Source organism: Streptomyces sp. NPDC000348, assembly GCF_042898795.1.
Classification (GTDB): Bacteria; Actinomycetota; Actinomycetes; order Streptomycetales; family Streptomycetaceae; genus Streptomyces.
Window position 1 is genome coordinate 556786 of the sequence record NZ_JBIAZD010000003.1, and the last position, 23082, is coordinate 579867.

The window sequence follows — 23082 nt, forward strand, 5'->3', positions numbered from 1 at the left end:
ACTTCATGAAGGGAACCGGACATGGGTCCCCATCCTGCGGTCGCGGCGATACGCCTGGCGGTCCGCCGCGTCCTGAACGACATCCTCGACGACCACGGCCGAACCCCCGGCCGCACGACGCACGAGCGGCCCCCCTCCCCACTCGTGCTCGTGGCCTGCTCCGGCGGCGCCGACTCCGTGGCGCTCGCCTCCGCCCTCGCCTTCGAAGCCACCCGCCTCGGCGTCCGCGCCGGCGGCGTCACCGTCGACCACGGCCTCCAGGCCGGCTCCGACCTGCGCGCCGCCGAAGTCGCCTCGCGCCTGCGCGAGCTCGGCCTCGACCCCGTCGAGTCCGTCGCGGTCACCGTCGGCCGCGACGGCGGGCCCGAGGCCGCCGCCCGGGACGCCCGCTACGCCGCCCTGGACGCCGCCGCCGAGCGGCACGGCGCCGCCGCCGTCCTGCTCGGCCACACCCGCGACGACCAGGCCGAGACCGTCCTGCTCGGCCTCGCCCGCGGCTCCGGCATCCGCTCCCTGTCCGGAATGGCCGCGGTCTCGGGGGCCGGCGGCCGTTACCGGCGCCCCTTCCTCCAGCTCGACCGGCAGACCGCCCGCAAGGCCTGCATGGTCCAGTCCCTGCCCGTCTGGGACGACCCGCACAACGCCGACCCCGCCTACACCCGCTCCCGGCTCCGTCACGAGGGCCTGCCCGCCCTGGAGAAGGCCCTCGGCAAGGGCGTCGTCGAGGCCCTCGCCCGTACGGCCCAGCTCTCCCGTGACGACGCCGACGCCCTCGACGCCTGGGCCGGCCGGGCCGAAGCCGGCGTCCGCGACGCCGACGGCCGCCTGGAGTGCGCCGCGCTGCACGACCTGCCGCCCGCCGTACGCCGCCGTGTGCTGCGCCGCGCCGCCATCGAGGCCGGCGCGCCGGCCGGTTCGCTGTTCGCCCGCCACATCGAGGAAGTCGACCGGCTGATCACCGGCTGGCGCGGCCAGGGGGCCATCAATCTCCCCGGCCGGGTCGTCGCCCGCCGGCAGGGTGGCAGACTGGTGATTCGGCAGGGCTGAATCCGGACCCCACCGACCCGTACGAGTCGCGGGGCGGACCGGACCGGCCGGTGGGACGACCGAAAGTGATGCGGGTGGACGCGAAAGACATGGGTGCCGACCTCGAGAAGGTGCTCATCACCAAGGAAGAGATCGACGCCAAGCTGGCGGAGCTGGCCGCGAAGATCGACGCGGAGTACGCGGGCAAGGACCTGCTGATCGTCGGCGTGCTCAAGGGCGCGGTGATGGTGATGGCCGACCTCGCGCGGGCGTTGTCCACCCCCGTCACGATGGACTGGATGGCCGTGTCCTCGTACGGGGCGGGCACCCAGTCCTCCGGTGTGGTGCGGATCCTCAAGGACCTCGACACCGACATCAAGGGCCGGCACGTCCTGATCGTCGAGGACATCATCGACTCCGGGCTGACCCTGTCCTGGCTGATCTCCAACCTCGGCTCGCGCGAGCCCGCCTCCCTCAAGGTGTGCACGCTGCTGCGCAAGCCCGATGCGGCCAAGGTCGCCATCGACGTGGAATGGGTCGGCTTCGACATCCCCAACGAGTTCGTCGTCGGCTACGGCCTCGACTACGCCGAGAAGTACCGCAACCTCCCGTTCGTCGGTACGCTCGCGCCCCACGTCTACGGCGGCTGAACCGGGGGCCCGGTCCGCCGTACGGTGATCGGGAACCCCGGCGGGCTCCGCGGCGTTGGAGCATGCGTGGACGCGAATGCCGGCTGTCCCCCGCAGCTTCGGGGGACAATGCTGGGGTACCGTCCGAAGAACAGTCTTTATCAAACTCACTATGGCAGGAGGGACGGGGCGGCACCGCTCCGTATGGATGGACGTGAAGCGATACTTCCGTGGGCCGGTCATGTGGATCGTGCTGGCCGTCCTTGCCGTGGTCGTGTTGATGCAGGTCGTCGGCTCGTCCGGTGGCTACAAGACGGTGGACACCGGCCAGGTCGTCCAGGCGATCAATGAGAACAAGGTCGAGTCGGCCAAGCTGACCACCGGCGACGAGCAGACCATCAAGGTCCAGCTCAAGGACGGCGTCAAGGTCAAGGACAGCTCGAAGATCCAGGCGAGCTACATCGGCGACCAGGGCGTCACCATCGCCAACACCCTGCAGGACAAGTTCCAGAACAAGCAGATCCCGGACGGCTACACGGTCTCGCCGTCCAAGCAGAACCCGTTCGTGAGCATTCTGCTGTCCCTGCTGCCCTTCGTCCTCATCGTGGTCGTCTTCCTGTTCCTGATGAACCAGATGCAGGGCGGCGGCTCCCGCGTCATGAACTTCGGCAAGTCCAAGGCGAAGCTCATCACCAAGGACACCCCGAAGACGACGTTCGCCGACGTCGCGGGATCGGACGAGGCGGTGGAGGAGCTCCACGAGATCAAGGAGTTCCTGCAGGAGCCGGCGAAGTTCCAGGCCGTCGGGGCGAAGATCCCCAAGGGCGTCCTGCTCTACGGTCCGCCCGGTACGGGCAAGACCCTGCTCGCGCGTGCCGTCGCGGGTGAGGCCGGCGTGCCGTTCTACTCGATCTCCGGTTCCGACTTCGTCGAGATGTTCGTCGGTGTCGGCGCCTCCCGGGTCCGTGACCTGTTCGAGCAGGCCAAGGCCAACGCCCCCGCGATCGTCTTCGTCGACGAGATCGACGCGGTCGGCCGCCACCGCGGCGCCGGCCTCGGCGGTGGTCACGACGAGCGCGAGCAGACCCTGAACCAGCTCCTCGTCGAGATGGACGGCTTCGACGTCAAGGGCGGCGTGATCCTCATCGCCGCGACGAACCGGCCCGACATCCTCGACCCCGCGCTGCTGCGTCCCGGCCGCTTCGACCGCCAGATCGCGGTCGACCGCCCGGACATGCAGGGCCGGCTGGAGATCCTCAAGGTGCACCAGAAGGGCAAGCCGGTCGCCCAGGACGTCGACCTGTCGGCCGTCGCCCGGCGCACCCCCGGCATGACCGGTGCCGACCTGGCCAACGTGCTGAACGAGGCCGCGCTGCTGACCGCGCGCAGCGATCAGAAGCTGATCGACAACAAGATGCTGGACGAGGCGATCGACCGTGTGGTCGCGGGCCCGCAGAAGCGGACCCGGATCATGTCGGACAAGGAGAAGAAGATCACCGCGTACCACGAGGGCGGACACGCCCTGGTGGCGGCGGCCTCCCCGAACTCCGACCCCGTCCACAAGATCACGATCCTCTCCCGGGGCCGCGCCCTCGGCTACACGATGGTGCTCCCGGACGAGGACAAGTACTCGACCACGCGCAACGAGATGCTGGACCAGCTCGCCTACATGCTGGGTGGCCGCGCGGCCGAGGAGCTCGTCTTCCACGACCCGACCACCGGTGCCGCCAACGACATCGAGAAGGCCACCGGTGTGGCCCGCGCGATGGTCACGCAGTACGGCATGACCGAGCGCCTCGGCGCGATCAAGTTCGGCGGCGACAACACCGAGCCGTTCCTCGGGCGTGAGATGGCTCACCAGCGCGACTACTCGGAAGAGGTCGCCGCGCTGGTCGACGAAGAGGTCAAGAAGCTCATCGAGACCGCGCACAATGAGGCGTGGGAGATCCTCGTCGAGAACCGTGACGTCCTCGACAACCTGGTCCTCGCCCTCCTGGAGCGGGAGACGCTGGGCAAGGAGGAGATCGCCGAGATCTTCGCGCCGATCGTCAAGCGCCCGCCCCGGCCCGCCTGGACCGGCTCCTCCCGCCGTACGCCGTCCACCCGCCCGCCGGTCCTCTCCCCCAAGGAGCTGGCCCTGACGAACGGGGCGAACGGCGCGACGCCGGCCATCACCACCGCCAAGAGCACCGCGGCGGACCCCGCCCCGGCGTCCGAGCGGACCCCGGAGGAGCGCCCCGAGGTCTGATCCGAGGCCCACGGCGCCCCACCGGGCCCGGAATGGATGCTGCGCCCCCCCTGGTTCTAGCCTGGGGGGCGCGGCATTTCGCCTGCCCGCAGTGAAGACGCGTGCCCCTCACGCGTGAAGGCACAGGAACGAGGCACCTCATGACCGACCCCGTGACGCTGGACGGCATAACCCCCGTCGGCGAGTTCGACGAGAAGCGGGCCCGCGACGCCGTGCGCGAACTCCTGATCGCGGTCGGCGAGGACCCGGACCGGGAGGGGCTGCTGGAGACTCCGGCGCGGGTGGCGCGGGCGTACCGGGAGATCTTCGCGGGGCTGTGGCAGAAGCCCGAGGACGTGCTGACGACGACGTTCGACATCGGCCACGACGAGATGGTGCTGGTCAAGGACATCGAGGTGTACTCGACCTGTGAGCACCACCTGGTGCCGTTCCGGGGCGTGGCGCACGTCGGGTACATCCCGTCCACCAGCGGCAAGATCACGGGACTGTCCAAGCTGGCCCGGTTGGTGGACGTCTACGCCCGTCGCCCGCAGGTGCAGGAACGGCTCACCACCCAGATCGCGGACTCCCTGATGGAGATCCTGGAGCCGCGCGGAGTGATCGTGGTCGTGGAGTGCGAGCACATGTGCATGTCGATGCGCGGCATCCGCAAGCCCGGTGCCAAGACCCTCACCTCGGCCGTGCGCGGTCAGCTGCGGGACGCGGCGACGCGCAACGAGGCGATGAGCCTCATCATGGCCCGCTGACGCGGGCGTGCCTCACGCCGCGGGAGCGGTGCCCGGGCCGTTGCCGTCGTCGTCCTCCGGGAGCTTGCAGACGCGCTCCAGGAAGATGGCCGCCGCTATGACGCCGATGCCCGCCAGGACCGAGAAGCCGGCGTAGACGGCCTGGTCACGGCGGGCGGGGATGTCCAGGGACTCCAGCAGGAAGACGCCCGTGCCGCCGTACACGCCGGCGACGAGCGCGGCCACCAGGGCGCTGGCCTGCCCGAACACGACCGCGCGGGCCGCCATCAGGGGGTCGACCCCCTTGGCGTCGGGCTGCCGCTCGCGCTGGGCCTTGAGGCGGGCGCGGATGGACAGCGCGGTGGCCGCGAGGACCACCGCGATCAGGGCGAGGACGATGGGCGCGGCCAGGGGCACGCTCGGCAGGGTGCCCAGGGAGTTCCAGAGGCGGGCGCCGGCCCAGGACAGGATCCCGGCCACGACGAAGACGCCTGCCAGCACCCTGATGCGCAGCTCTTTCACGGTGTCCCTTCGCGTTCCCCCGGACGGTGCCCCGGAATGTGGTCGTGTCGACCTTAACGGCTATTCGGGCAGCCGGAGTTCCAGGTCCTCGCGGGGGGTGACGCCCTCACGGGTGACCGCGCCGAGGAGATCGGCGACCGGACCGCGGCCGGGCAGCTCCGCCGCGGGGTCGACGTCGTGCCAGGGGGCGAGCACGAAGGCGCGCTCGTGGGCGCGGGGGTGCGGGAGCGTGAGGTGCGGGTCGTCGGAGTGGAGATCCGCGTAGGCGACGATGTCCACGTCCAGGGTGCGCGGCCCCCAGCGCTCGTCCCGGACCCGGTGGAAGGCGTCTTCGATTGCGTGCGCCCGCTCCAGCAGGGAGGACGGGGGCAGGGTGGTCCTCAGGACCACGACCGCGTTGAAGTACGAGGGCTGGCTGCCGGGTTCGACGCCCCACGGCTCCGTCTCGTACACGGGGGAGACCGCCTTGACCCGGATGCCCGGGGTGTCCTCCAGGGCGTCGACGGCCCCCTGGAGGGTCTCCAGGCGGTTGCCGAGGTTGGCGCCGAGGGAGATCACGGCCCGTTTCGGATCGTGCAGGGTGGCGTCGGCGGCGTCGACCTGCTCCACCACGGAGGCCGGGACGGGCTGGACGGTCGGGTCGGTCTGGCCCTTGGTGGACGGCCTGGTCATACGCGGCTCCGGGTGATGGTGACGGTCACGTCGTCGAAGGGCACGGTGATCGGCGCGTCCGGCTTGTGGACGCACACCTCGACCTCCTGCACCACGTCGTGCTTCAGACAGACCTGGGCGATGTGCTCGGCGAGCGTCTCGATGAGGTCGACGGGCTCGCCCTGGACGACCGCCACGACCTCCTCGGCGACGATGCCGTAGTGCACGGTCTTCGTCAGGTCGTCGTCGGCCGCGGCCGACCGGGTGTCCAGGCCGAGGACGAGGTCCACGATGAAGGTCTGGCCCTCCTCGCGCTCCTTGGGGAACACACCGTGGTGCCCGCGGGCCTTCAGGCCGCGCAGCGCGACACGATCCACGCGAATCACTCCTGCAAGTCGTCGGTCCGGCCGGTCGGTGCCCGTGCGGGCGGTACACCGGCCTGCGCTCGAATCTACCCGCGGACACCGGCGGCGCCGGTGACCCGGGGGGTGCGGGTACGGGCCGGTGGCCGGGACGTCACCGCCCGTTTCCCCCGGCGGGGCCGGGGGTTCACGGTGCGGTGGCGGCTCCTGCCCGCCCCGCCGTGACGCCGGCCACCTCCGGTGGGGGCGACGGGCCCCGAGGTCCGTTTACCCGCTCAGGCCGGGGTGTCGTCGTCCTCGCCGTCCTCTTCCTCGGCGAGGACCGGGGAGGCGTGGTGGGACCAGAGCTTCCAGCCGGACGGGGTGCGCCGGAACACGTTGGTGGCGACGACGAGCTGGCCGACCAGGGGGCCGAGTTCCTCGCCGGCCTCGGGGGCGGGGCCGCCGCTGAGGATGTTCTCGGTGCAGGTCACCACGGCGGTGTCGCCGGTGACGGAGACATGCGTGTCGGTGAGGAAGAACTGGATGTAGTCGGTGTTCGCCATGATCAGGGCGTACGACCTGAGGACTTCGCCGCGTCCGGTGAGCACCGGCCAGCCGGGATGCACGCAGGAGACCACGCCGGTGTCCGCGGGGTCGTGGTACGACTCGTCGACGCCGAGGTCGCCGGGGGTCAGCCAGAGTGAGGCGACCTCTTCGAAGTCGCCCCTTTCGAGTGCCTCGTAGAAGGCGGTGTTGGCGGCCTCGACGTGCTCGACATCGGTGTGGGGTGCGCTCACCGGGCTCCTTCTGCGCCGTGCGCGCCGGGTTCGGGGGGTGTGGTGTCCGCCGTGCGGGCCCGCGCGATGGCGCGCGTGACCCGTACGGCGTCCGCGGTGGCGCGCACCTCGTGCACGCGGACCGCCCAGGCGCCGGCCTGCGCGGCGAGGGCGGAGACGGCGGCGGTGGCCGCGTCGCGTTCCCGCGCGGGCGGGGGCGCGCCGTCCGGACCGGCCAGGACGTGGCCGAGGAACCGCTTGCGGGAGGCGGCGACGAGCACCGGATGGCCGAGGGCCAGGACGCGGTCGAGGCGGGCGAGGAGGGCCAGGTCGTGGTCGGCGCCCTTGGAGAAGCCGAGGCCGGGGTCGACGATCACGCGGTCGGCGGCTATGCCGCCCTCCAGGACGGCCTCCACGCGCGCGTGCAGTTCCGCGGCGACCTCCGTGACCACGTCGGCGTACACGCCTTCGATGTTGCCGCCCTCCAGGAAGCCACGCCAGTGCATGACGACGAAGGGGGCGCCGGCGGCGGCGACGACGGGGATCATGGCGGGGTCGGCGAGTCCGCCGCTGACGTCGTTGACCAGGGCGGCGCCGGCCGCGAGGGACTGTTCGGCGACGGAGGCGCGCATGGTGTCGACGGAGATGGTGACGCCCTCGGCGGCGAGGCCGCGGACCACGGGGATGACGCGCTTGAGCTCCTCGGCCTCGTCGACGCGGGTGGCGCCGGGCCGGGTGGACTCACCGCCGACGTCGACCAGGTCGGCGCCCTGGGCGACCAGGTCGAGGCCGTGCTTGACGGCGGTCGTCGTGTCGAACCAGCGGCCACCGTCGGAGAAGGAGTCGGGGGTGACGTTCACGACTCCCATGACCGCGCAGCGGTCCCAGTGAGGAAGGCCCGCGACCTGGCGGCGTCCGCTGTGGTTGCTCATATGTTCAGCGTAGGCCCAGCAAGGGGACGGGGTGCGCCTCGGGCCGGGTGGGAGGCCCGGGGCCCCTCAGGGCCGCGGAGACGTTCCCCCGGGCCCCGCGGCCGGCCGGTGGGGGAGAGGGATCCCGGGCGTCCACCGCCGCCTCCCCACCGGGTTCCCGCACCTCAGGTCCCCTCCCGGGCCCGCGCCTCGCCGCCGGGGGAGCCGTCCGGCGGCATCGCGTCCTCCGGGAAGGCGTCTCGGGGGAGGGGTTCACCGCGCGCGGCAAAGCGGCCGGAGGACACGGGGAGTTCACCGGGTGGAGTTCGGTGGTCGGTGCACGGGGCAATAAATGATCTTGATAATTGAGCCCCGCGTCTATTCACGTGTGACGCGCGTTCCCTGATGCCCTGTGAAAGCCTCGGTATGGCTTTGTTTTTACTGGGCGGGGCACCAACATTCGCCTACGCGCGGTAAGTTTCTGGCCATGCCACGTGGACGTCACCGTCATTCCCCTCCCCTGCACAGGATGCTGCCCCCGTCGGCGATCGCGGGCGTGTCCGCCGTCTGCGCCCTGGGGCCCTGGGTGTTCACGCAACCGATGGTGCTTCGTGTCCTGGCCGCGGCCGCCGCGGCCACGGCGATCGGCGGCGCCGTCGTCATGCGGCACTGGGACACCCAGGCGGGCAAACGCGTCGCCGAGCTCACGCGCGCGCGTGCGAGCGACGAATGGCGTTTCGAGGAGCGGGTCGCCGAACTGGAATCCGACCTCGAGGAGTCGCGCGAACTGCGGACGAAACTGGAGCAGCGGCTGCGCGCCAAGCGCGCGGAACTCGCCGGGCTGCGCAACGAGCACGCGGCCCTGCTGCGGCGGTACGCCGCGTCGGAGGTCGACCGGGCGAGCGTCCTGGAGGAACGCCGGGTGCTCGAGATAGAGGCCACGGTTCCGGCCCGCGCGCTGCCGGCGGGACCGCCGTCGGCGCCCGTCGGCCCGGGGACGCCCGTGGAGGAGGCGTCCGCGGCGGTGGAGCGGGACGAGGCCGTCGCCGAGGAGGCGCCGGCGGCTCCCTCCGTCTTCTCGCCGGAGGGTTCGAAGCTGTTCCTGCGCGCCGACGCGGCGCTGGCGCGGCTCGCCGCCGCCGGCGCGGACGCCGCGGAGGACGGCGCCGGCGCGGCCGTGCGGACCGACGAGGCGTCCGGTCCGGCCGACGGCGACGCCCGGACCGGTGACACACGGGAGGACGGCGGCTCCCCGGAGGACGGCGCCCCCGAGGGCCCCGAGGACGACGGTCCCGAGCCCACGAAGCGGCCCGGGCGGGAGCAGGCGCAGGAGGACGGGGCCGAGGGGCGGACCGAGGCGGTCGACGAGCACGAGCGTACGGCCTCCTCCTCCGCGCCGGCCGCTTCTCCGGCCCCGTCCGCGCGGCAGTCCTCCGGGCACTTCACCGTGCCGACGGCGGTGGCGGTCGTACCGCCGACCGCACCGGTACGGCGGCCGGTGTCCGAGGGCGGTTTCGACTTCTTCGGCACGAAGAAGGACACGGACGGCGCCGCCCTGGACGCCGTGCAGAACGAGGACCTCGCCGACGTCGTCGGCCAGGAGGCGCTCGCGCTGCACAAGGAGGACGCCGAGGCGCGGTTCAAGCCCGCCGACGAGGAGGCGCGCGGCGTCGGCCAGGTCATCGACCTGACGGCGCACGACGAGACGGAGCACATCGACGTCGAGGATCTGCGCAGCGCGGCCTCCTGAACCACCGCCCACCCCGACGGGCCCCGCGCACACCGCGCGGGGCCCGTCGGCGTTCCACCGCGCCCGCGCGTACGGGTGGTGCCGTCCGGCTGCCGGGACGAACTCTTGCGGCCGGCCCGCGTCCTCCCCCGGCGTGCCGTCGTCACAGGGGCTCCCGCGGGGGCTTCGTCGTCGGTGCGGGTCAGGTCATCCAGCGGTCCGGGCGGGCGTCCCCGCGGCCGGTGCGGGAGCGCTCCGCCTGGGACCGCAGGAGGGCCGCCGCCTCCGTGGCGTCCCGGAGACGGGCCGTCACCGACTTGTTCGCGCCGGTGTCCACGTGGACGTCCGCGACGCCCCGGGCCCGCTGCCAGGGGCCCTGGACCAGCCGCACGCTCTGCACCTTGGCGTGCGGCACCAGGGACAGGCTGCGTCGCAGCAGCCCGCGGCGGGTGGCGAACACCGCGTCGGTGACGGCGAGTCCGTAACCCCGCCACCACAACGGAACGCACCACCGCGCGCGGCGCGGCGGCGGGGAGAGCGCCTCGCGCGGGGGCACGCTCACCCCGGGCAGCACCCGCGCGACGACCGACTCGGCGAGCTCGCGCGGAGCGACCGGCAGCAGCAGGGAGTTGGACGAGCCCGCCACGTCCAGTTCCACCCGCACCCACGCGCGCCGCCGCCACAGCAGCGGCTCGACCAGCCGTACGGTCTGCACGCGCCCCGGCGGCACCGTCTCGTGCGCCCGGTCCAGCAGGCCGTGGTCGATGCGCAGCCCGTCGGGCGACTCGCCCAGCGTCCAGTCGTACTCGGCGACGAACCGGCCCACACTGCTCGCGCCCGCGGCGCCGAGCAGCGGCACGGCCGCGGCGAGCACCGTCCACAGGCTGTGGGTGGCCGTCCACAGCAGCGGCACCACGACGGCGGCGACGAGGAGCCAGCCCCAGGTCGCCCCGGTCAGCAGCAGGGAGACGGCGAGGACGCCCGGCGGCACCCGCAGCATCTGCCGGGACGGCGCCTCGCCCACCTCGTGCGCGGTCTCCGGCGCGAAACCCGCCGCCCGCGCGAGGAGTTCCGCGCGCAGGGCACGCGCCTCGTCGGCGCCCAGGAAGGCGAGTTCGTCCTTCTTGTCGGTGCCTATGACGTCGAGTCTCAGCTTCGCCACGCCCGCCACCCGCGCGAGCAGCGGCTGGGTGACGTCGATGGCCTGGATCCGCTCGAGCCGGATGTGCGCGGTGCGCCGGAACAGCAGCCCGGTCCGGATGCGCAGCTCGCCCTCGGTCACCGCGAAGTGGGTGAACCACCAGGTCAGGAAGCCGTAGAGGGCGGCGGCCGGAAGGAGCACGGCGAGACCGATCAGCAGGGTCGTCGTCGTCAGCCGGGTCAGCTGGCGCTGCGCCTGGTCGGGGTCGTGCAGCGCCCACCCGAGCAGCACCGCGACGGGGGCCCACGCCCGCCTGAGCGGCGTGACGGGGTGCAGCCGCCGCTCGGTCACGGGCGGCCGGCCGCGCACGTCCCCGTGGACGCCGGGGGCCGTCACAGCCCCGCCGATCGGGCCTCGCCGAGCTCGGTGAGCCGGTCGCGCAGCCGCTCCGCCTCGGCCGGGACCAGGCCGGGGACGGTGGCGTCGGTCGCCGCGGCCGCCGTGTGCAGCTGCACGCTGGCCAGCCCGAAGTGCCGTTCCACGGGTCCGGAGGTGACCTCGACCAGCTGCATCCGCCCGTACGGCACGACCGTCTCCCGGCGCCACAGGACGCCCCGGCTGATCAGCAGGTCGTCGGCGCGCTCCGCGTACCGCCAGGAACGCCAGTTCCGCTCCAGCAGCACCCAGCCCCAGACCAGCAGGGCCAGCGGCAGCAGCGCGAGGGCGGCCCAGCCGGGCCCGGCCAGCAGCCCCGGCACCAGCGCGGTGGCCAGGACCAGCAGCCCCAGCCACACCACCAGCAGCAGTCGCCGCATCCTCAGCAGCCCCGGGGGCAGTGCGATCCACCCCGGCTCCTCGCCGCCCCGGGCCGCCGGCCCGCCCGTTCCCGCCGTCCCCGTGCCGTGCGGACTCCCCGTCTCCATGGGCCCAGCGTACGTAGGGGAGACTGTGTTCATGACTCCTACGACGGAGACCATGGTCGGTATCGGCGGCGCTGCGGAGAGCACCGACATGGTGCTCAACATCGGGCCCCAGCATCCGTCCACGCACGGCGTGCTGCGGCTGAAGCTCGTCCTGGACGGCGAGCGCATCGTCCGCGCGGAGCCCGTGATCGGTTACATGCACCGGGGCGCGGAGAAGCTGTTCGAGGCCCGCGACTACCGCCAGATCATCATGCTGGCCAACCGCCACGACTGGCTGTCGGCGTTCTCCAACGAGCTGGGCGTGGTCCTCGCCGTGGAGCGGATGCTCGGTATGGAGGTCCCCGAGCGCGCGGTGTGGCTGCGCACCCTGCTCGCGGAGCTGAACCGGGTGCTCAACCACCTGATGTTCCTCGGCTCCTATCCGCTGGAACTGGGCGGCATCACCCCGATCTTCTACGCCTTCCGGGAGCGCGAGGAGCTCCAGCACGTCATGGAGGAGGTCTCCGGCGGGCGCATGCACTACATGTTCAACCGCGTGGGCGGCCTCAAGGAGGACCTCCCGGCGGGATGGACCGCGCGTGCGCGCGGCGCCGTCGCCGACGTGCGCTCCCGCATGGACCGCTTCGACGACCTGGTGCTCGGCAACGAGATCTTCCGCGGCCGCACCCGCGGCGTCGGCGTGCTGTCGCCGGAGGCGGTGCACGCGTACGGCGTGAGCGGACCCATCGCGCGGGGCTCCGGCGTCGACTTCGACCTGCGCCGCGACGAGCCGTACCTCGCCTACGGCGAACTGGGCGACGTCCTGAAGGTGGTGACCCGCGCGGAGGGCGACTGCCTGGCCCGCTTCGAGTGCCTCCTGGAGCAGACCCACAACGCCCTCGACCTCGCCGACGCCTGCCTCGACCGGCTCGCCGAGCTGCCCCCGGGCCCGGTCAACCAGCGGCTGCCGAAGGTGCTCAAGGCGCCCGAGGGGCACACCTACGCGTGGACCGAGAACCCGCTCGGCATCAACGGCTACTACCTGGTCAGCAAGGGCGAGAAGACCCCGTACCGGCTGAAGCTGCGCTCGGCGTCGTACAACAACATCCAGGCGCTCACCGAGCTGCTGCCGGGGACGCTGGTCGCGGACATGGTGGCGATTCTCGGGTCAATGTTCTTCGTCGTCGGCGACATCGACAAATAGGTCCCCCGCGTCCGCGATCCCCACCGGCTGCACCAGCCAGCCGAAGTCGCCGAGCCCGCCCGGCGCGGTGAGTTCGGCGGCCTCGCCGGCTTCCGCGAGGGCGCGCACGTACCCGGCCGGGTCGGTGGACGCCAGGGTGAGCGGGGGGCGCGCGCCGCTGACACCCAGGGCGCGCAGGGCGTCCCGCTGGGTCAGCAGGCGCGTGCCGGGGAGCGCGCAGGCGGCGGCGCACGCGTCCAGGGCCACATGCGCGGTGAGGTCGCACGACCCGTCCGGCACGGGCGTCGTCTCCCGCCCCTCCCGGAACGCCGTGAGCGTCCCGAACGGCGGCCGGTCGGCGGCGCCGTGCGCGTAGTCCACGGCGACGGCGAGTCCCCGCACGACCGTCCCGGCCACCGCCGCCCAGGCCCGGTCCCGGGGCAGCCCGATCTCCGCGCGGAGCCCCTCCTCGGCCCCCAGCGGCCACCACCGGGCCAGCCACTCGGCCTCCGCGCCGGCGACCGGCTCCCCGAGCCGCTCCGTCCCGTCCTCCCGCACCAGCACCAGCCGCGGTACGCCCGCCGGGTCCACCTCGGCGACGTCCACGGGCACGTTGTCCAGCCACTCGTTGGCGAAGAGCAGTCCCGTGACCCCCTCCGGGGGCTCGGCCCGCCACTCGATCCGCCGGTCCAGCCCGGCCGGCCGGCCGGCGAGCTCGACGGCGTACGCCCGCACGCGCGGCGCCACGTCGGCGGGCAGCGCGGCGAGGACACCGGTGACCAGTTCGCCCCGTCCGGCCGCCATGTCCACGAAGTCGAGCACCGCCGGCCGCCCCAGGGCCCCGTCGACCCGGCACAACAGCCGCGCCACGGCGCCGGCGAACAGCGGCGAGGCGTGCACGGACGTGCGGAAGTGCCCGGCCGGACCCGCGCCGGGCCCGCGGTAGAAACCGTCCGGCCCGTACAGGGCCTCCTGGGCCGCCGCCCGCCAGCCCCGGCGGCCGCCCTCCACCGCTCCTGCCGTCACCGGTGCCACACCCCCGTCGTCGCCGTCGTCACCGGCCCAGGTAAGCACGCGGACGTGCCGGGCCTCCACCTTGCGGAGTACGCGTGCCGACCGGGGATCGGCCCTCCGGTTGACCCCTGCACGGACTTCGCTTCCCTACGCTGGGTTACGTGCAGCGCCTCTATGACTTCCTCCGCAGACACCCGACCTGGGTCGACGGCTTCTGGGCCGTGGTCCTGTTCGGGATTTCGGTGATCGGCGGGGCGGCCATGGAGGAGTCCCAGGGGACGCGCTCGCCCGCCCTCACCGTGCCGGTGGTGCTGCTGCTGTCGCTGGTCGTCGCCCTGCGCCGCCGGATGCCCGAGCGGATGCTGGTCCTCGCCCTCGTCGTGGGCCTGGGACAGCTGATCGCGGACGTGGCGACGCTGCCCGCCGACTTCGCCCTGCTGGTGATCGTCTACACGGTCGCGGCCGTCGGCGCCCGCTGGGCCTCCCGTCTCGCGCTGACCGCCGGCCTGTGCGCGGCCCCGCTGGCACAACTGCGCTGGCCCAACGAGGATGTGGGCGTGGCGACCAACGTCGCCGTGATGATCCTCCAGACCGTGCCCTTCGCCCTCGCCTGGGTGCTCGGCGACTCCATCCGCACCCGCCGCGCGTACTTCGCGCAGCTGGAGGAGCGGGCCGCCCGGCTGGAGAAGGAGCGCGAGGCGCAGGCCAAGGTCGCGGTCGCCGCCGAACGCGCCCGGATAGCCCGCGAACTGCACGACGTCGTCGCGCACAACGTGTCGGTGATGGTGGTGCAGGCCGACGGCGCCGCCTACGTCCTCGACGCCGCCCCCGACCAGGCGAAGAAGGCCCTGGAGACGATCTCCTCCACCGGCCGCCAGGCCCTCTCCGAGATGCGCCGCCTGCTGGGCGTGCTGCGCACCGGCGAGCACCAGGAGGCCGGGGAGTACGTGCCGCAGCCCGACGTGCAGCAGATCGAGGACCTCGTCGAGCAGTGCCGGGGGTCGGGACTGCCGGTGGACTTCAAGGTCGAGGGCACCGCGCGTCCGCTGCCCAGCGGCGTCGAGCTCACCGCGTACCGCATCGTGCAGGAGGCGCTCACCAACACCCGCAAGCACGGCGGACCCAACGCGGGCGCCAGCGTGCGCCTGGTGTACTTCGACGACGGGCTGGGCCTCCTCGTGGAGGACGACGGCAAGGGTGCTCCGCACGAGCTGTACCAGGAGGGCGGTTTCGACGGCCAGGGCCACGGCCTGATCGGCATGCGCGAGCGGGTCGGTATGGTCGGCGGCACCCTGGACGCGGGACCGCGCCCCGGCGGAGGATTCCGCATCAGTGCGCTGCTGCCGCTCAAACCCGCGCACTGACGCCCACGCACGCCCCCTGTTGACACCTGTCACACCCCCTGCGACGACTCGACGACCGAGACGACTCGACGACCGAACGGAAGAGGCCCCGATGACGATCCGCGTGATGCTCGTCGACGACCAGGTGCTGCTGCGCACCGGGTTCCGGATGGTGCTCGCCGCCCAGCCGGACATGGACGTCGTGGCGGAGGCGGGCAACGGCGTCGAGGCCCTGGAGGTGCTGCGGTCCACCGCCGTCGACGTGGTGCTGATGGACGTCCGCATGCCCAAGCTCGACGGCGTGGAGGCGACCCGCCGGATCTGCGCGGACACCGATCCGCCGAAGGTGCTGATCCTCACCACCTTCGACCTCGACGAGTACGCCTTCTCCGGGCTGAAGGCGGGCGCGTCCGGCTTCATGCTCAAGGACGTGCCGCCGGGCGAGCTGCTCACCGCGATCCGCGCGGTGCACAGCGGCGACGCCGTGGTCGCCCCGTCCACCACCCGCCGGCTCCTGGACCGGTTCGCGCCGATGCTGCCCAGCGCGGGCAAGGAGCCCCAGCACAAGGAGTTGGAACGCCTCACCGAGCGCGAGCGGGAGGTCATGGTGCTGGTCGCCCAGGGCCTGTCCAACGGGGAGATCGCGGCCCGGCTGGTGCTGTCCGAGGCGACCGTGAAGACCCACGTGGGCCGCATCCTGACCAAGCTGGGCCTGCGGGACCGGGTGCAGGTGGTGGTCCTCGCCTACGAGACGGGTCTGGTACGGGCCGGCGGACACGGCTGATTCGCGGTCCGGCCGCCGGCGGGATCCGGGCATGCCGCTGTGGATCAACGGGCCCTCCGGGGGCGGAGATCCGTCCCACGACTGCCCGCACATGGGATACGGCGCCGGCTGCCGGGCAGCGTCATCTGCGATCCGGTGCACCCCGGCTTCGGCCCGCACCGCATGCTCCCGCCCGATCCGCGCGGCGGCCTCCAGGACGTGCGGGCCTGGCGGCAGGGCGTCGTCGAGGTCCTCGGCCTCGTGCTCACCCGGCACGACGGCGTGGTGACCGCCCCCATGACCGTCACCGACTCCGGGCACTTCGCGGAGACCGTCGGCAGGCTGCGCGAACTCGGCCACGACGTACGCCGCCTCGCCGAGCGTGCGACGGTGCTGCGGCGGCCGCGTGAGCGCGGCTTCGGCCACCTCCTGCGGTACGCGAGGGGGAACGCGGGGCCGCGCCGGGAGAGCTGGGCGGTGCGGCGGCTCGACCACTGCCTGGAGCGGCTGGGCGAACCGGAGTTCGCCGAGCACCTGTGGACCGACCGCACCACGGTGCCGAAGACGGCCCACCGCATCGCCGTCCTGGCCGGACCGGCCCTGAGCCCCCCTCACGAGGGCCGGCCGCACACCCGGCTGCGGCAGGCGGGCGCGGGCATCCGGCACATCCGCCCGGACTGACCGCCGCACGCGCGGCACGCGCGGTACGCGCCCTCAGCGCAGGATCCCCTCCAGGAAGTCGCTGCCGAGCCGGGCCACGACCGTCACGTCCAGCTGGTGCAGCACGTACCGCCCACGACGACGGGTGGTGACCAGGCCGGCCTTCTTCAGCACGCCCAGGTGCCGTGATATCTCCGGCGCCGTCATGCCGTGCACCTGGACCAGCTCGCCGGTGGTGTAGGCGCTGCGGGCGAGGTGGCGGCACATGCGCATGCGGACCGGGTGGGACAGCGCGTTCATCCGCAGGGCCAGTTGCTCGACCGTCGGCGGGGCGGCCGGCTCGGCGGAGCCGACCGGGTAGTGCAGCACCGGCTGCCAGCCGTACCGGTGCAGCACCATCAGGTGCGGCCGGCCGAGGCTGGTCGGGATCAGCAGCAGTCCGCCGTCGCCCGTGGCCGTACGGCCGTCGCCCAGCTTGTCCACGGTGATCAGGCCGCCGGTCTCGTCGAGCGTCACCGCGGGGGAGACCGAGGCCAGCGCCTCGGCCAGCCCCTTGTGCCGGAGCAGGTCGGTCTTGTGGCGGGTGTCCGCGGCGAGCTGATGCCGCAGCCGGGACCACGCCTCGGCGAAGAACGCCTCGTCGCAGTCGCGCAGGAACTGCCGCAGCCAGGTCCTGATCCGCGGCGGGTCGGCGAGCAGCCGCTCGGTGAACTCCATCTGGCGCGGCCCCCGCGCGGCGGCCAGCTCCAGCGAGCGGCGCCGCAGCCCCTCGTCGGTGAGCGGGCCCGCGCCCGGATCGCCGTAGGGGAGCGCGCAGGTGAACTCCAGTGCGGCGCCCACGAACTGCTCGTCGGACAGCTTGTCCAGCAGGTCCAGTTCCTCGGCGAGCGTCCCGCCCGGGAGCGTCACGCGGCCCGGTATGCCGGCGCTCGGCAGGAACAGGTCCGAGAACGTCGTCCGCCACAGGAAGTCCGCCTCGCACATCCGGTCCGCGAGATGCGGGTCCAGCCGCGCGGTCACGCCCGTCACCCAGCCCTGGAGCCCCGGGTGGTGCGACGGCTCGGACAGCGCGTGCAGCGCCATGCCGAGCTCGGCCAGGGGCGAGGGCACGACGGTGGTCCTCTCCGGCCGCAGCCCCGCGATGTTGATGCTCACGCCCATGCACACATGGTGCACCTTGTCCGCGCCGGGCCCGAGCGTGAGGGGTTTTCGCCCCCGCCGCCCCTTCCCGTCCCGAAACCGGGGCTCCGCCCCGGACCCCGCTCCTCAAACGCCGGAGGGGCTGGAGTCAGCCCGTCCGGCGTTTGAGGACGAGGCCCGTTCAGGGCCGAAGGGGGGCTGGGGGCGCAGCCCCCGGGGACGGGACGGGACGGGAAGGGGCGGCGGGGGCGAAGAAACCCTCAGACCTGGAGCAGTCGCCGCGCGAACTCCACCGCCGCCGCGCGTACGTCCTCGGCCGTCCACTGCAGCCCCGCGGAACGCACGTACACCTCCGTGCAGGACAGCCCCGGCCCCTTCGGGTCCCAGTGGTTGGCGAAGAGCACGGTCCCCGTCTCCTCGGCCGCCCCGATCGCCACCTCGGCGACCACATCCGCCTCGTACGGCAGCCACACCTGGAAGTCGTGGGTGTGCGGCACCTCCGGGTGGACGCGGAACCAGGGCAGCCCCCCTGCCTCCAGGCCCTCCCGCAGCGCGGCGGCCACCACGCGCGCGTGCCGGACGTACTCCGGCAGCCGGGGCAGCTCCCGGTCCAGTCCGATCAGTGCCGACAGCGCGGTCGGGAACTGCTGGAACACGTTGCCCCCGTACCGGTGCCGCCAGGCCCTCGCCTCCTCCACCAGCGTCGCGGGACCGGCCAGGGCCGCGCCGCCGTAGGCGCCGAGGGACTTGTAGAACGACACGTAGACGCTGTCCGCGAGGCCCGCGATCTCCTCCAGCGGCCGCCCGAAGTGCTCGGTGCACTCCCACAGCCGGGCCCCGTCGACGTGCACGACCGCCTCGCGTTCCCGCGCGGCGGCCACCACCTCGGTCAGCTCCTCCCACGTGGGCAGCAGGAAACCGGCGTCCCTGAGCGGCAGTTCCAGCATCAGCGCCCCGAAGGGCTCCTCGAAGTCGCGCACCTCGGCGGCGGTGGGCAGCCGGGGCTCGTTCGTCACCCGCACCGGACGCAACCCGCCGACCCGGCTGAACGCGTTCCGCTCGTGGACCTCCGGGTGGCTGAGCGGGTGCAGCGCGACCGTGGGGTCGCCGGTGCGGCCCGCCCAGCAGCGCAGTGCCACCTGCTGGGCCATCGTCCCGGTCGGGAAGAACGCGGCGGCCTCGGTGCCGAGCAGACCGGCGACCCGCTTCTCCAGGGCCTCGACGACACCGTTGCCGTAGATGTCGGACATCTCGTCGAGGTCGTACACGCTCCCCGCGTCCTCCAGCAGCGCCAGCCGCTCCCGGAGCGGGGCGACGAAGCCGAGGCGCGCGAGCACGCGCGGGGCGCCGCGCCAGGCGGCGATCCGCCGTTCGCGCAGCGTCGGCCGCGACCCGCCGCCCGTCTCCGGGCCGGACTCCCGGCCGTCCCGCACCGTCGTGGTGTCCCTCATGCCGTCCGTATCACTCATGCGCGTGATCATCCCGCGCCCCCGTCCGCGCGGACACCCTCATTTCCGTACACGCGGGCGCCACGACGGCGCACGGAAACCCACACCGTGTGGACGACCGGCCGCCCCCGGAACCGATCGCGTTAACATGACGAGAAATCGTCCGGTACCCCGAGCGGACTGGAACGGGAAGGCCGTCGTCGCGTGAACACAACCCCACAGCCAGATCCCCGGGGCCGCCCCGCGCGGCTCACCGTCGGCGTCGTCGGCGCCGGACGCGTGGGCCCCGCCCTGGCCGCGTCCCTCCAGCTCGCCGGGCACCGCCCGGTGGCCGTCTCCGCCGTCTCCGACGCCTCCCGCAGGCGCGCCGAGCGGATGCTCCCCGACGTGCCGGTGGTGCCGCCCGCCGAGGTCCTCCAGCGGTCCGAGCTGGTCCTGCTGACCGTCCCGGACGACGCCCTGCCCGAGCTGGTCTCCGGACTCGCCGACACCGGCGCGGTGCGGCCGGGCCAGCTGCTGGTGCACACCTCCGGGCGGTACGGCGCGAGGGTCCTCGATCCCGCCCTGCGGGCCGGCGCGCTGCCGCTCGCCCTGCACCCCGCGATGACGTTCACCGGCACGCCCGTCGACGTGCAGCGCCTCGCCGGGTGCTCCTTCGGCGTCACCGCCCCCGAGGAGCTGCGGCTGGCCGCCGAGGCCCTCGTCGTCGAGATGGGCGGCGAGCCGGAATGGATCGCCGAGGAGAACCGCCCGCTGTACCACGCGGCCCTGGCCCTGGGCGCCAACCACCTGGTCACCCTGGTCGCCCAGTCCCTGGAGCTGCTGCGCACCGCCGGTGTCGAGGCCCCCGACCGGATGCTCGGCCCGCTGCTCGGCGCCGCCCTGGACAACGCCCTGCGCTCCGGTGACGCGGCCCTCACCGGCCCGGTCGCGCGCGGTGACGCGGGCACGGTCGCCACGCACGTCACCGAGTTGCGCCGGCACGCCCCGGAGGCCGTCGCCGGCTACCTTGCGATGGCCCGCGCGACCGCCGACCGCGCCCTCGCCCACGGCCTGCTGAGGCCGGAACTCGCCGAGGACCTCCTCGGGGTACTCGCCGACGGAGCCGGCGGAGCGGACGGCACCGGAAGCCCCCCGGGAGGCGACCGATGAGCGGCACGCCCCGACGCCCCGCCCACCACAGCCGCACGACGACGCGCGCGTCCCGGAACGGAGCCGCCCGATGACCGCCACCCTGCTGCGCACCGCCGCCGAACTGCACGCACGCGCGCGTACCGGCCGCCGCGCCGTCGTGATGACCATGGGCGCCCTGCACGAGGGCCACGCCACGCTGATCCGCACCGCGCGCGGGATCGCCGGCCCCGACGGCGAGGTCGTGGTCACCGTCTTCGTCAACCCGCTGCAGTTCGGCGCGGGCGAGGACCTGGACCGCTACCCGCGCACCCTGGACGCCGACGTCGAACTCGCCGGGCAGGCGGGCGCCGACGCCGTCTTCGCCCCGTCCGTGGACGAGGTCTACCCGGGCGGCGAACCCCAGGTCCGCATCAGCGCCGGCCCCATGGGCGAACGCCTGGAGGGCGCCGCGCGCCCCGGCCACTTCGACGGCGTCCTCACCGTCGTCGCCAAGCTGCTGCACCTCACCCGCCCCGACGTCGCCCTGTACGGCCAGAAGGACGCCCAGCAGCTCGCCCTGATCCGCCGCATGGTGCGGGACCTGAACTTCGGCGTCGAGATCGTCGGTGTCCCCACCGTCCGCGAGGAGGACGGGCTCGCCCTGTCCAGCCGCAACCGCTACCTCTCGGCCGCCGAGCGGCGCACCGCGCTCGCCCTGTCCCAGGCCCTGTTCGCGGGCCGCGACCGGCACGCCGCCCAGCAGGCACTGCGCGCGCGGGCGAGCGAGGTGCCCTCCACGCGCGCGCGGGCCGAGGCGCTCAGCGCCATGGGGGAGTCCCGCGCGGCGGCCGACGCGCACGCCGTCGCCACGACCGCCGGCGGCCCGGAGGCCGTCCGCGCCGCCGCCCGCCTGGTCCTCGACGAGGCCGCCCGCCTCACGCCGCCCCTCGGCCTGGACTACCTGGCCCTGGTCGACCCCTCCGACTTCACCGAGATCGGCGACGACTTCGCCGGTGAGGCCGTCCTCGCCGTGGCCGCCCGGGTGGGCACCACCCGCCTGATCGACAACCTCCCCCTGACCTTCGGAACCTTCGGAGCCGCCTCGTGACGAGCACAGGCATACGACTGCACGCGCCCGCGCCCGGGTGGTCCATCGACGCGGACGTCGTGGTGGTCGGTTCCGGCGTCGCCGGCCTCACCGCCGCCCTGCGCTGCGAGGCCGCGGGCCTGACCACGGTGGTCGTCACCAAGGCCCGCCTCGACGACGGCTCCACCCGCTGGGCCCAGGGCGGCATCGCCGCGGCCCTCGGCGAGGGCGACACCCCCGAGCAGCACCTGGACGACACCCTGGTCGCCGGCGCGGGCCTGTGCGACGAGGAGGCGGTCCGCATCCTCGTCACCGAGGGTCCCGACGCCGTACGCCGCCTCATCGAGACCGGCGCGCACTTCGACGAGTCGACCGACGGCGGCCTGGAACTCACCCGCGAGGGCGGCCACCACCGCCGCCGCATCGCCCACGCGGGCGGCGACGCCACCGGGGCGGAGATCTCCCGCGCCCTCGTCGAGGCGGTCCGCGCACGCGGGATGCGCACCGTCGAGAACGCCCTCGTCCTCGACCTCCTCACCGACGCCGAGGGCCGCACCGCCGGCGTCACCCTGCACGTCATGGGAGAGGGCCAGCACGACGGCGTGGGGGCGGTCCACGCCCCCGCCGTGGTCCTGGCGACCGGCGGCATGGGCCAGGTCTACTCGGCGACCACGAACCCCGCCGTCTCCACGGGCGACGGCGTGGCCCTCGCGCTGCGCGCGGGCGCCGAGGTGAGCGACCTCGAATTCGTCCAGTTCCACCCCACGGTCCTCTTCCTCGGACCCGAGGCGGAGGGCCAGCAGCCGCTGGTCTCGGAGGCGGTCCGCGGCGAGGGCGCCCACCTGGTGGACGCCGACGGCGTGCGCTTCATGCAGGGGCAGCACGAGCTCGCCGAACTGGCGCCCCGGGACATCGTCGCCAAGGGCATCATGCGCCGCATGCGGGAGCAGGACGCCGAGCACATGTACCTGGACGCCCGCCACTTCGGCGCCGAGATGTGGGAACACCGCTTCCCCACGATCCTCGCCGCCTGCCGCGCGCACGGCATCGACCCGGTCACCGAGCCCGTTCCGGTCGCCCCGGCCGCCCACTACGCCTCCGGCGGCGTCCGCACCGACTCCCACGGCCGCACCACCGTGCCCGGCCTGTACGCGTGCGGCGAGGTCGCCTGCACCGGCGTGCACGGCGCCAACCGCCTCGCCTCCAACTCCCTCCTCGAGGGCCTGGTCTACGCCGAGCGCATCGCCGCCGACATCGCGCGCACCGGAGCCCTCCACCCCCGGGTGCCGCAGCCGCTCCCCGCCACGGAGCGCCCCGCCCACCCCCTCCTCCCCCCGGAGGCCCGCTTCACCATCCAGCGGATCATGACCCGGGGGGCGGGCGTACTGCGCTCCGAGGCCTCCCTCTCCGGGGCCGCCGACCGTCTCCACCGGCTCCACGCCGATGCGCGCGACGCCCTCGAGGAGAACGGCAAGACCGCCGAGCCCGGCGTCGACACCTGGGAGGCCACCAACCTCCTGTGCGTGGCCCGCGTCCTGGTCGCCGCCGCGCGGCGGCGCGAGGAGACCCGCGGCTGCCACTGGCGCGAGGACCGTCCCGAGCGCGACGACACGGCCTGGCGCCGCCACATCGTCGTACGGCTGAATCCGGACCGATCGCTGGCGGCGCACACCACCGACGCCACAGACTTCCCCCCGACCCTCCCCCAGGCCCAGGAGCAGTGACAG

21 protein-coding genes and 1 pseudogene are annotated in these 23082 nt (G+C 73.7%); 12 read left to right on the top strand and 10 right to left on the bottom strand.

All coding sequences use genetic code 11. The annotated features are described in order from the left end of the window. Nucleotides 1–21: 21 nt before the first annotated feature. The 4 genes from tilS (at nt 22) to folE (ending at nt 4649) form a co-directional block, all read left to right on the top strand. Entirely contained in the window at nt 22–1047 is a 1026-nt protein-coding gene (tilS, locus tag ACFY3N_RS09415; RefSeq protein ID WP_390815993.1) for a tRNA lysidine(34) synthetase TilS, read from the top strand. Between the two features lie 68 nt (nt 1048–1115). Beyond that, complete coding sequence (gene hpt / locus ACFY3N_RS09420) at nt 1116–1676, top strand: hypoxanthine phosphoribosyltransferase (RefSeq protein WP_030863364.1); 561 nt, start codon at nt 1116–1118, stop codon at nt 1674–1676. 187 nt (nt 1677–1863) lie between these two features. Beyond that, nucleotides 1864–3903, top strand: a complete 2040-nt coding sequence (gene ftsH, locus ACFY3N_RS09425; protein WP_390815994.1) for an ATP-dependent zinc metalloprotease FtsH — start codon at nt 1864–1866, stop codon at nt 3901–3903. Between the two features lie 140 nt (nt 3904–4043). Further along, nucleotides 4044–4649 carry a GTP cyclohydrolase I FolE gene (gene folE / locus ACFY3N_RS09430; RefSeq protein WP_390815995.1) on the top strand — a complete coding sequence of 202 codons (606 nt, stop codon included), beginning with the start codon at nt 4044–4046 and terminating at the stop codon, nt 4647–4649. A 12-nt stretch (nt 4650–4661) separates the two neighbouring features. Here folE and ACFY3N_RS09435 read toward each other — a convergent pair whose 3' ends face one another. From ACFY3N_RS09435 to folP, 5 genes are all read right to left on the bottom strand, one after another. Beyond that, nucleotides 4662–5150 carry a DUF3180 domain-containing protein gene (locus tag ACFY3N_RS09435; RefSeq protein ID WP_390815996.1) on the bottom strand — a complete coding sequence of 163 codons (489 nt, stop codon included), beginning with the start codon at nt 5148–5150 and terminating at the stop codon, nt 4662–4664. A gap of 60 nt (nt 5151–5210) precedes the next feature. Further along, nucleotides 5211–5822: a 2-amino-4-hydroxy-6-hydroxymethyldihydropteridine diphosphokinase gene (gene folK / locus ACFY3N_RS09440; RefSeq protein ID WP_390815997.1), complete on the bottom strand. Its 612-nt coding sequence runs from the start codon at nt 5820–5822 to the stop codon at nt 5211–5213. After that, the gene (folB, locus tag ACFY3N_RS09445) at nt 5819–6178 is read right to left on the bottom strand and encodes a dihydroneopterin aldolase (RefSeq protein WP_390815998.1); all 360 of its coding nucleotides are present in this window, start codon (nt 6176–6178) and stop codon (nt 5819–5821) included. Before folB ends, folK begins: the two co-directional genes overlap by 4 nt. A 260-nt stretch (nt 6179–6438) precedes the next feature. Beyond that, nucleotides 6439–6942 carry a nuclear transport factor 2 family protein gene (locus ACFY3N_RS09450; protein ID WP_381220325.1) on the bottom strand — a complete coding sequence of 168 codons (504 nt, stop codon included), beginning with the start codon at nt 6940–6942 and terminating at the stop codon, nt 6439–6441. Beyond that, the gene (gene folP / locus ACFY3N_RS09455; RefSeq protein ID WP_390815999.1) at nt 6939–7853 is read right to left on the bottom strand and encodes a dihydropteroate synthase; all 915 of its coding nucleotides are present in this window, start codon (nt 7851–7853) and stop codon (nt 6939–6941) included. Before folP ends, ACFY3N_RS09450 begins: the two co-directional genes overlap by 4 nt. A 508-nt stretch (nt 7854–8361) precedes the next feature. Between folP and ACFY3N_RS09460 the strand changes: the two genes are divergently transcribed. Next, nucleotides 8362–9582 carry a hypothetical protein gene (locus ACFY3N_RS09460; RefSeq protein ID WP_390816000.1) on the top strand — a complete coding sequence of 407 codons (1221 nt, stop codon included), beginning with the start codon at nt 8362–8364 and terminating at the stop codon, nt 9580–9582. Between the two features lie 181 nt (nt 9583–9763). Here the strand turns inward: ACFY3N_RS09460 and ACFY3N_RS09465 are convergent, their stop codons facing one another. Together ACFY3N_RS09465 and ACFY3N_RS09470 are read right to left on the bottom strand one after the other, a co-directional pair. Continuing rightward, entirely contained in the window at nt 9764–11098 is a 1335-nt protein-coding gene (locus ACFY3N_RS09465; protein WP_390816001.1) for a PH domain-containing protein, read from the bottom strand. Further along, the gene (locus ACFY3N_RS09470; RefSeq protein ID WP_390816002.1) at nt 11095–11625 is read right to left on the bottom strand and encodes a PH domain-containing protein; all 531 of its coding nucleotides are present in this window, start codon (nt 11623–11625) and stop codon (nt 11095–11097) included. Before ACFY3N_RS09470 ends, ACFY3N_RS09465 begins: the two co-directional genes overlap by 4 nt. A gap of 31 nt (nt 11626–11656) precedes the next feature. Here ACFY3N_RS09470 and ACFY3N_RS09475 point away from each other — a divergent pair, with 31 nt between their 5' ends. Beyond that, complete coding sequence (locus ACFY3N_RS09475) at nt 11657–12808, top strand: NADH-quinone oxidoreductase subunit D (RefSeq protein ID WP_390816003.1); 1152 nt, start codon at nt 11657–11659, stop codon at nt 12806–12808. On the opposite strand, the gene ACFY3N_RS09480 is transcribed toward ACFY3N_RS09475, so the two are convergent. After that, entirely contained in the window at nt 12773–13822 is a 1050-nt protein-coding gene (locus ACFY3N_RS09480; protein ID WP_390816075.1) for an SAM-dependent methyltransferase, read from the bottom strand. The genes ACFY3N_RS09475 and ACFY3N_RS09480 overlap by 36 nt on opposite strands. A gap of 140 nt (nt 13823–13962) precedes the next feature. Between ACFY3N_RS09480 and ACFY3N_RS09485 the strand changes: the two genes are divergently transcribed. The 3 genes and pseudogenes from ACFY3N_RS09485 (at nt 13963) to ACFY3N_RS09495 (ending at nt 16588) form a co-directional block, all read left to right on the top strand. Next, nucleotides 13963–15165: a sensor histidine kinase gene (locus ACFY3N_RS09485; protein WP_390816004.1), complete on the top strand. Its 1203-nt coding sequence runs from the start codon at nt 13963–13965 to the stop codon at nt 15163–15165. Nucleotides 15166–15256: 91 nt separating this feature from the next. Beyond that, on the top strand, nt 15257–15928 hold the full coding sequence (locus ACFY3N_RS09490) for a response regulator (RefSeq protein ID WP_390816005.1): 672 nt from the start codon (nt 15257–15259) through the stop codon (nt 15926–15928). A 31-nt stretch (nt 15929–15959) separates the two neighbouring features. Continuing rightward, nucleotides 15960–16588, top strand: a pseudogene (locus ACFY3N_RS09495) (ATP-binding protein). Between the two features lie 33 nt (nt 16589–16621). On the opposite strand, the gene ACFY3N_RS09500 reads toward ACFY3N_RS09495, so the two are convergent. Both ACFY3N_RS09500 and ACFY3N_RS09505 read right to left on the bottom strand, forming a co-directional pair. Then, nucleotides 16622–17728, bottom strand: a complete 1107-nt coding sequence (locus ACFY3N_RS09500) for a DUF5937 family protein (protein WP_390816006.1) — start codon at nt 17726–17728, stop codon at nt 16622–16624. Nucleotides 17729–17967: 239 nt separating this feature from the next. After that, nucleotides 17968–19176 carry a threonine aldolase family protein gene (locus ACFY3N_RS09505; RefSeq protein ID WP_390816007.1) on the bottom strand — a complete coding sequence of 403 codons (1209 nt, stop codon included), beginning with the start codon at nt 19174–19176 and terminating at the stop codon, nt 17968–17970. Nucleotides 19177–19359: 183 nt separating this feature from the next. Between ACFY3N_RS09505 and ACFY3N_RS09510 the strand changes: the two genes are divergently transcribed. From ACFY3N_RS09510 to ACFY3N_RS09520, 3 genes are all read left to right on the top strand, one after another. Further along, on the top strand, nt 19360–20307 hold the full coding sequence (locus ACFY3N_RS09510; protein WP_390816008.1) for a Rossmann-like and DUF2520 domain-containing protein: 948 nt from the start codon (nt 19360–19362) through the stop codon (nt 20305–20307). A 70-nt stretch (nt 20308–20377) separates the two neighbouring features. Then, nucleotides 20378–21376: a pantoate--beta-alanine ligase gene (gene panC / locus ACFY3N_RS09515; protein WP_390816009.1), complete on the top strand. Its 999-nt coding sequence runs from the start codon at nt 20378–20380 to the stop codon at nt 21374–21376. Further along, entirely contained in the window at nt 21373–23079 is a 1707-nt protein-coding gene (locus ACFY3N_RS09520; protein ID WP_390816010.1) for an L-aspartate oxidase, read from the top strand. Before panC ends, ACFY3N_RS09520 begins: the two co-directional genes overlap by 4 nt. Nucleotides 23080–23082 lie beyond the last annotated feature (3 nt).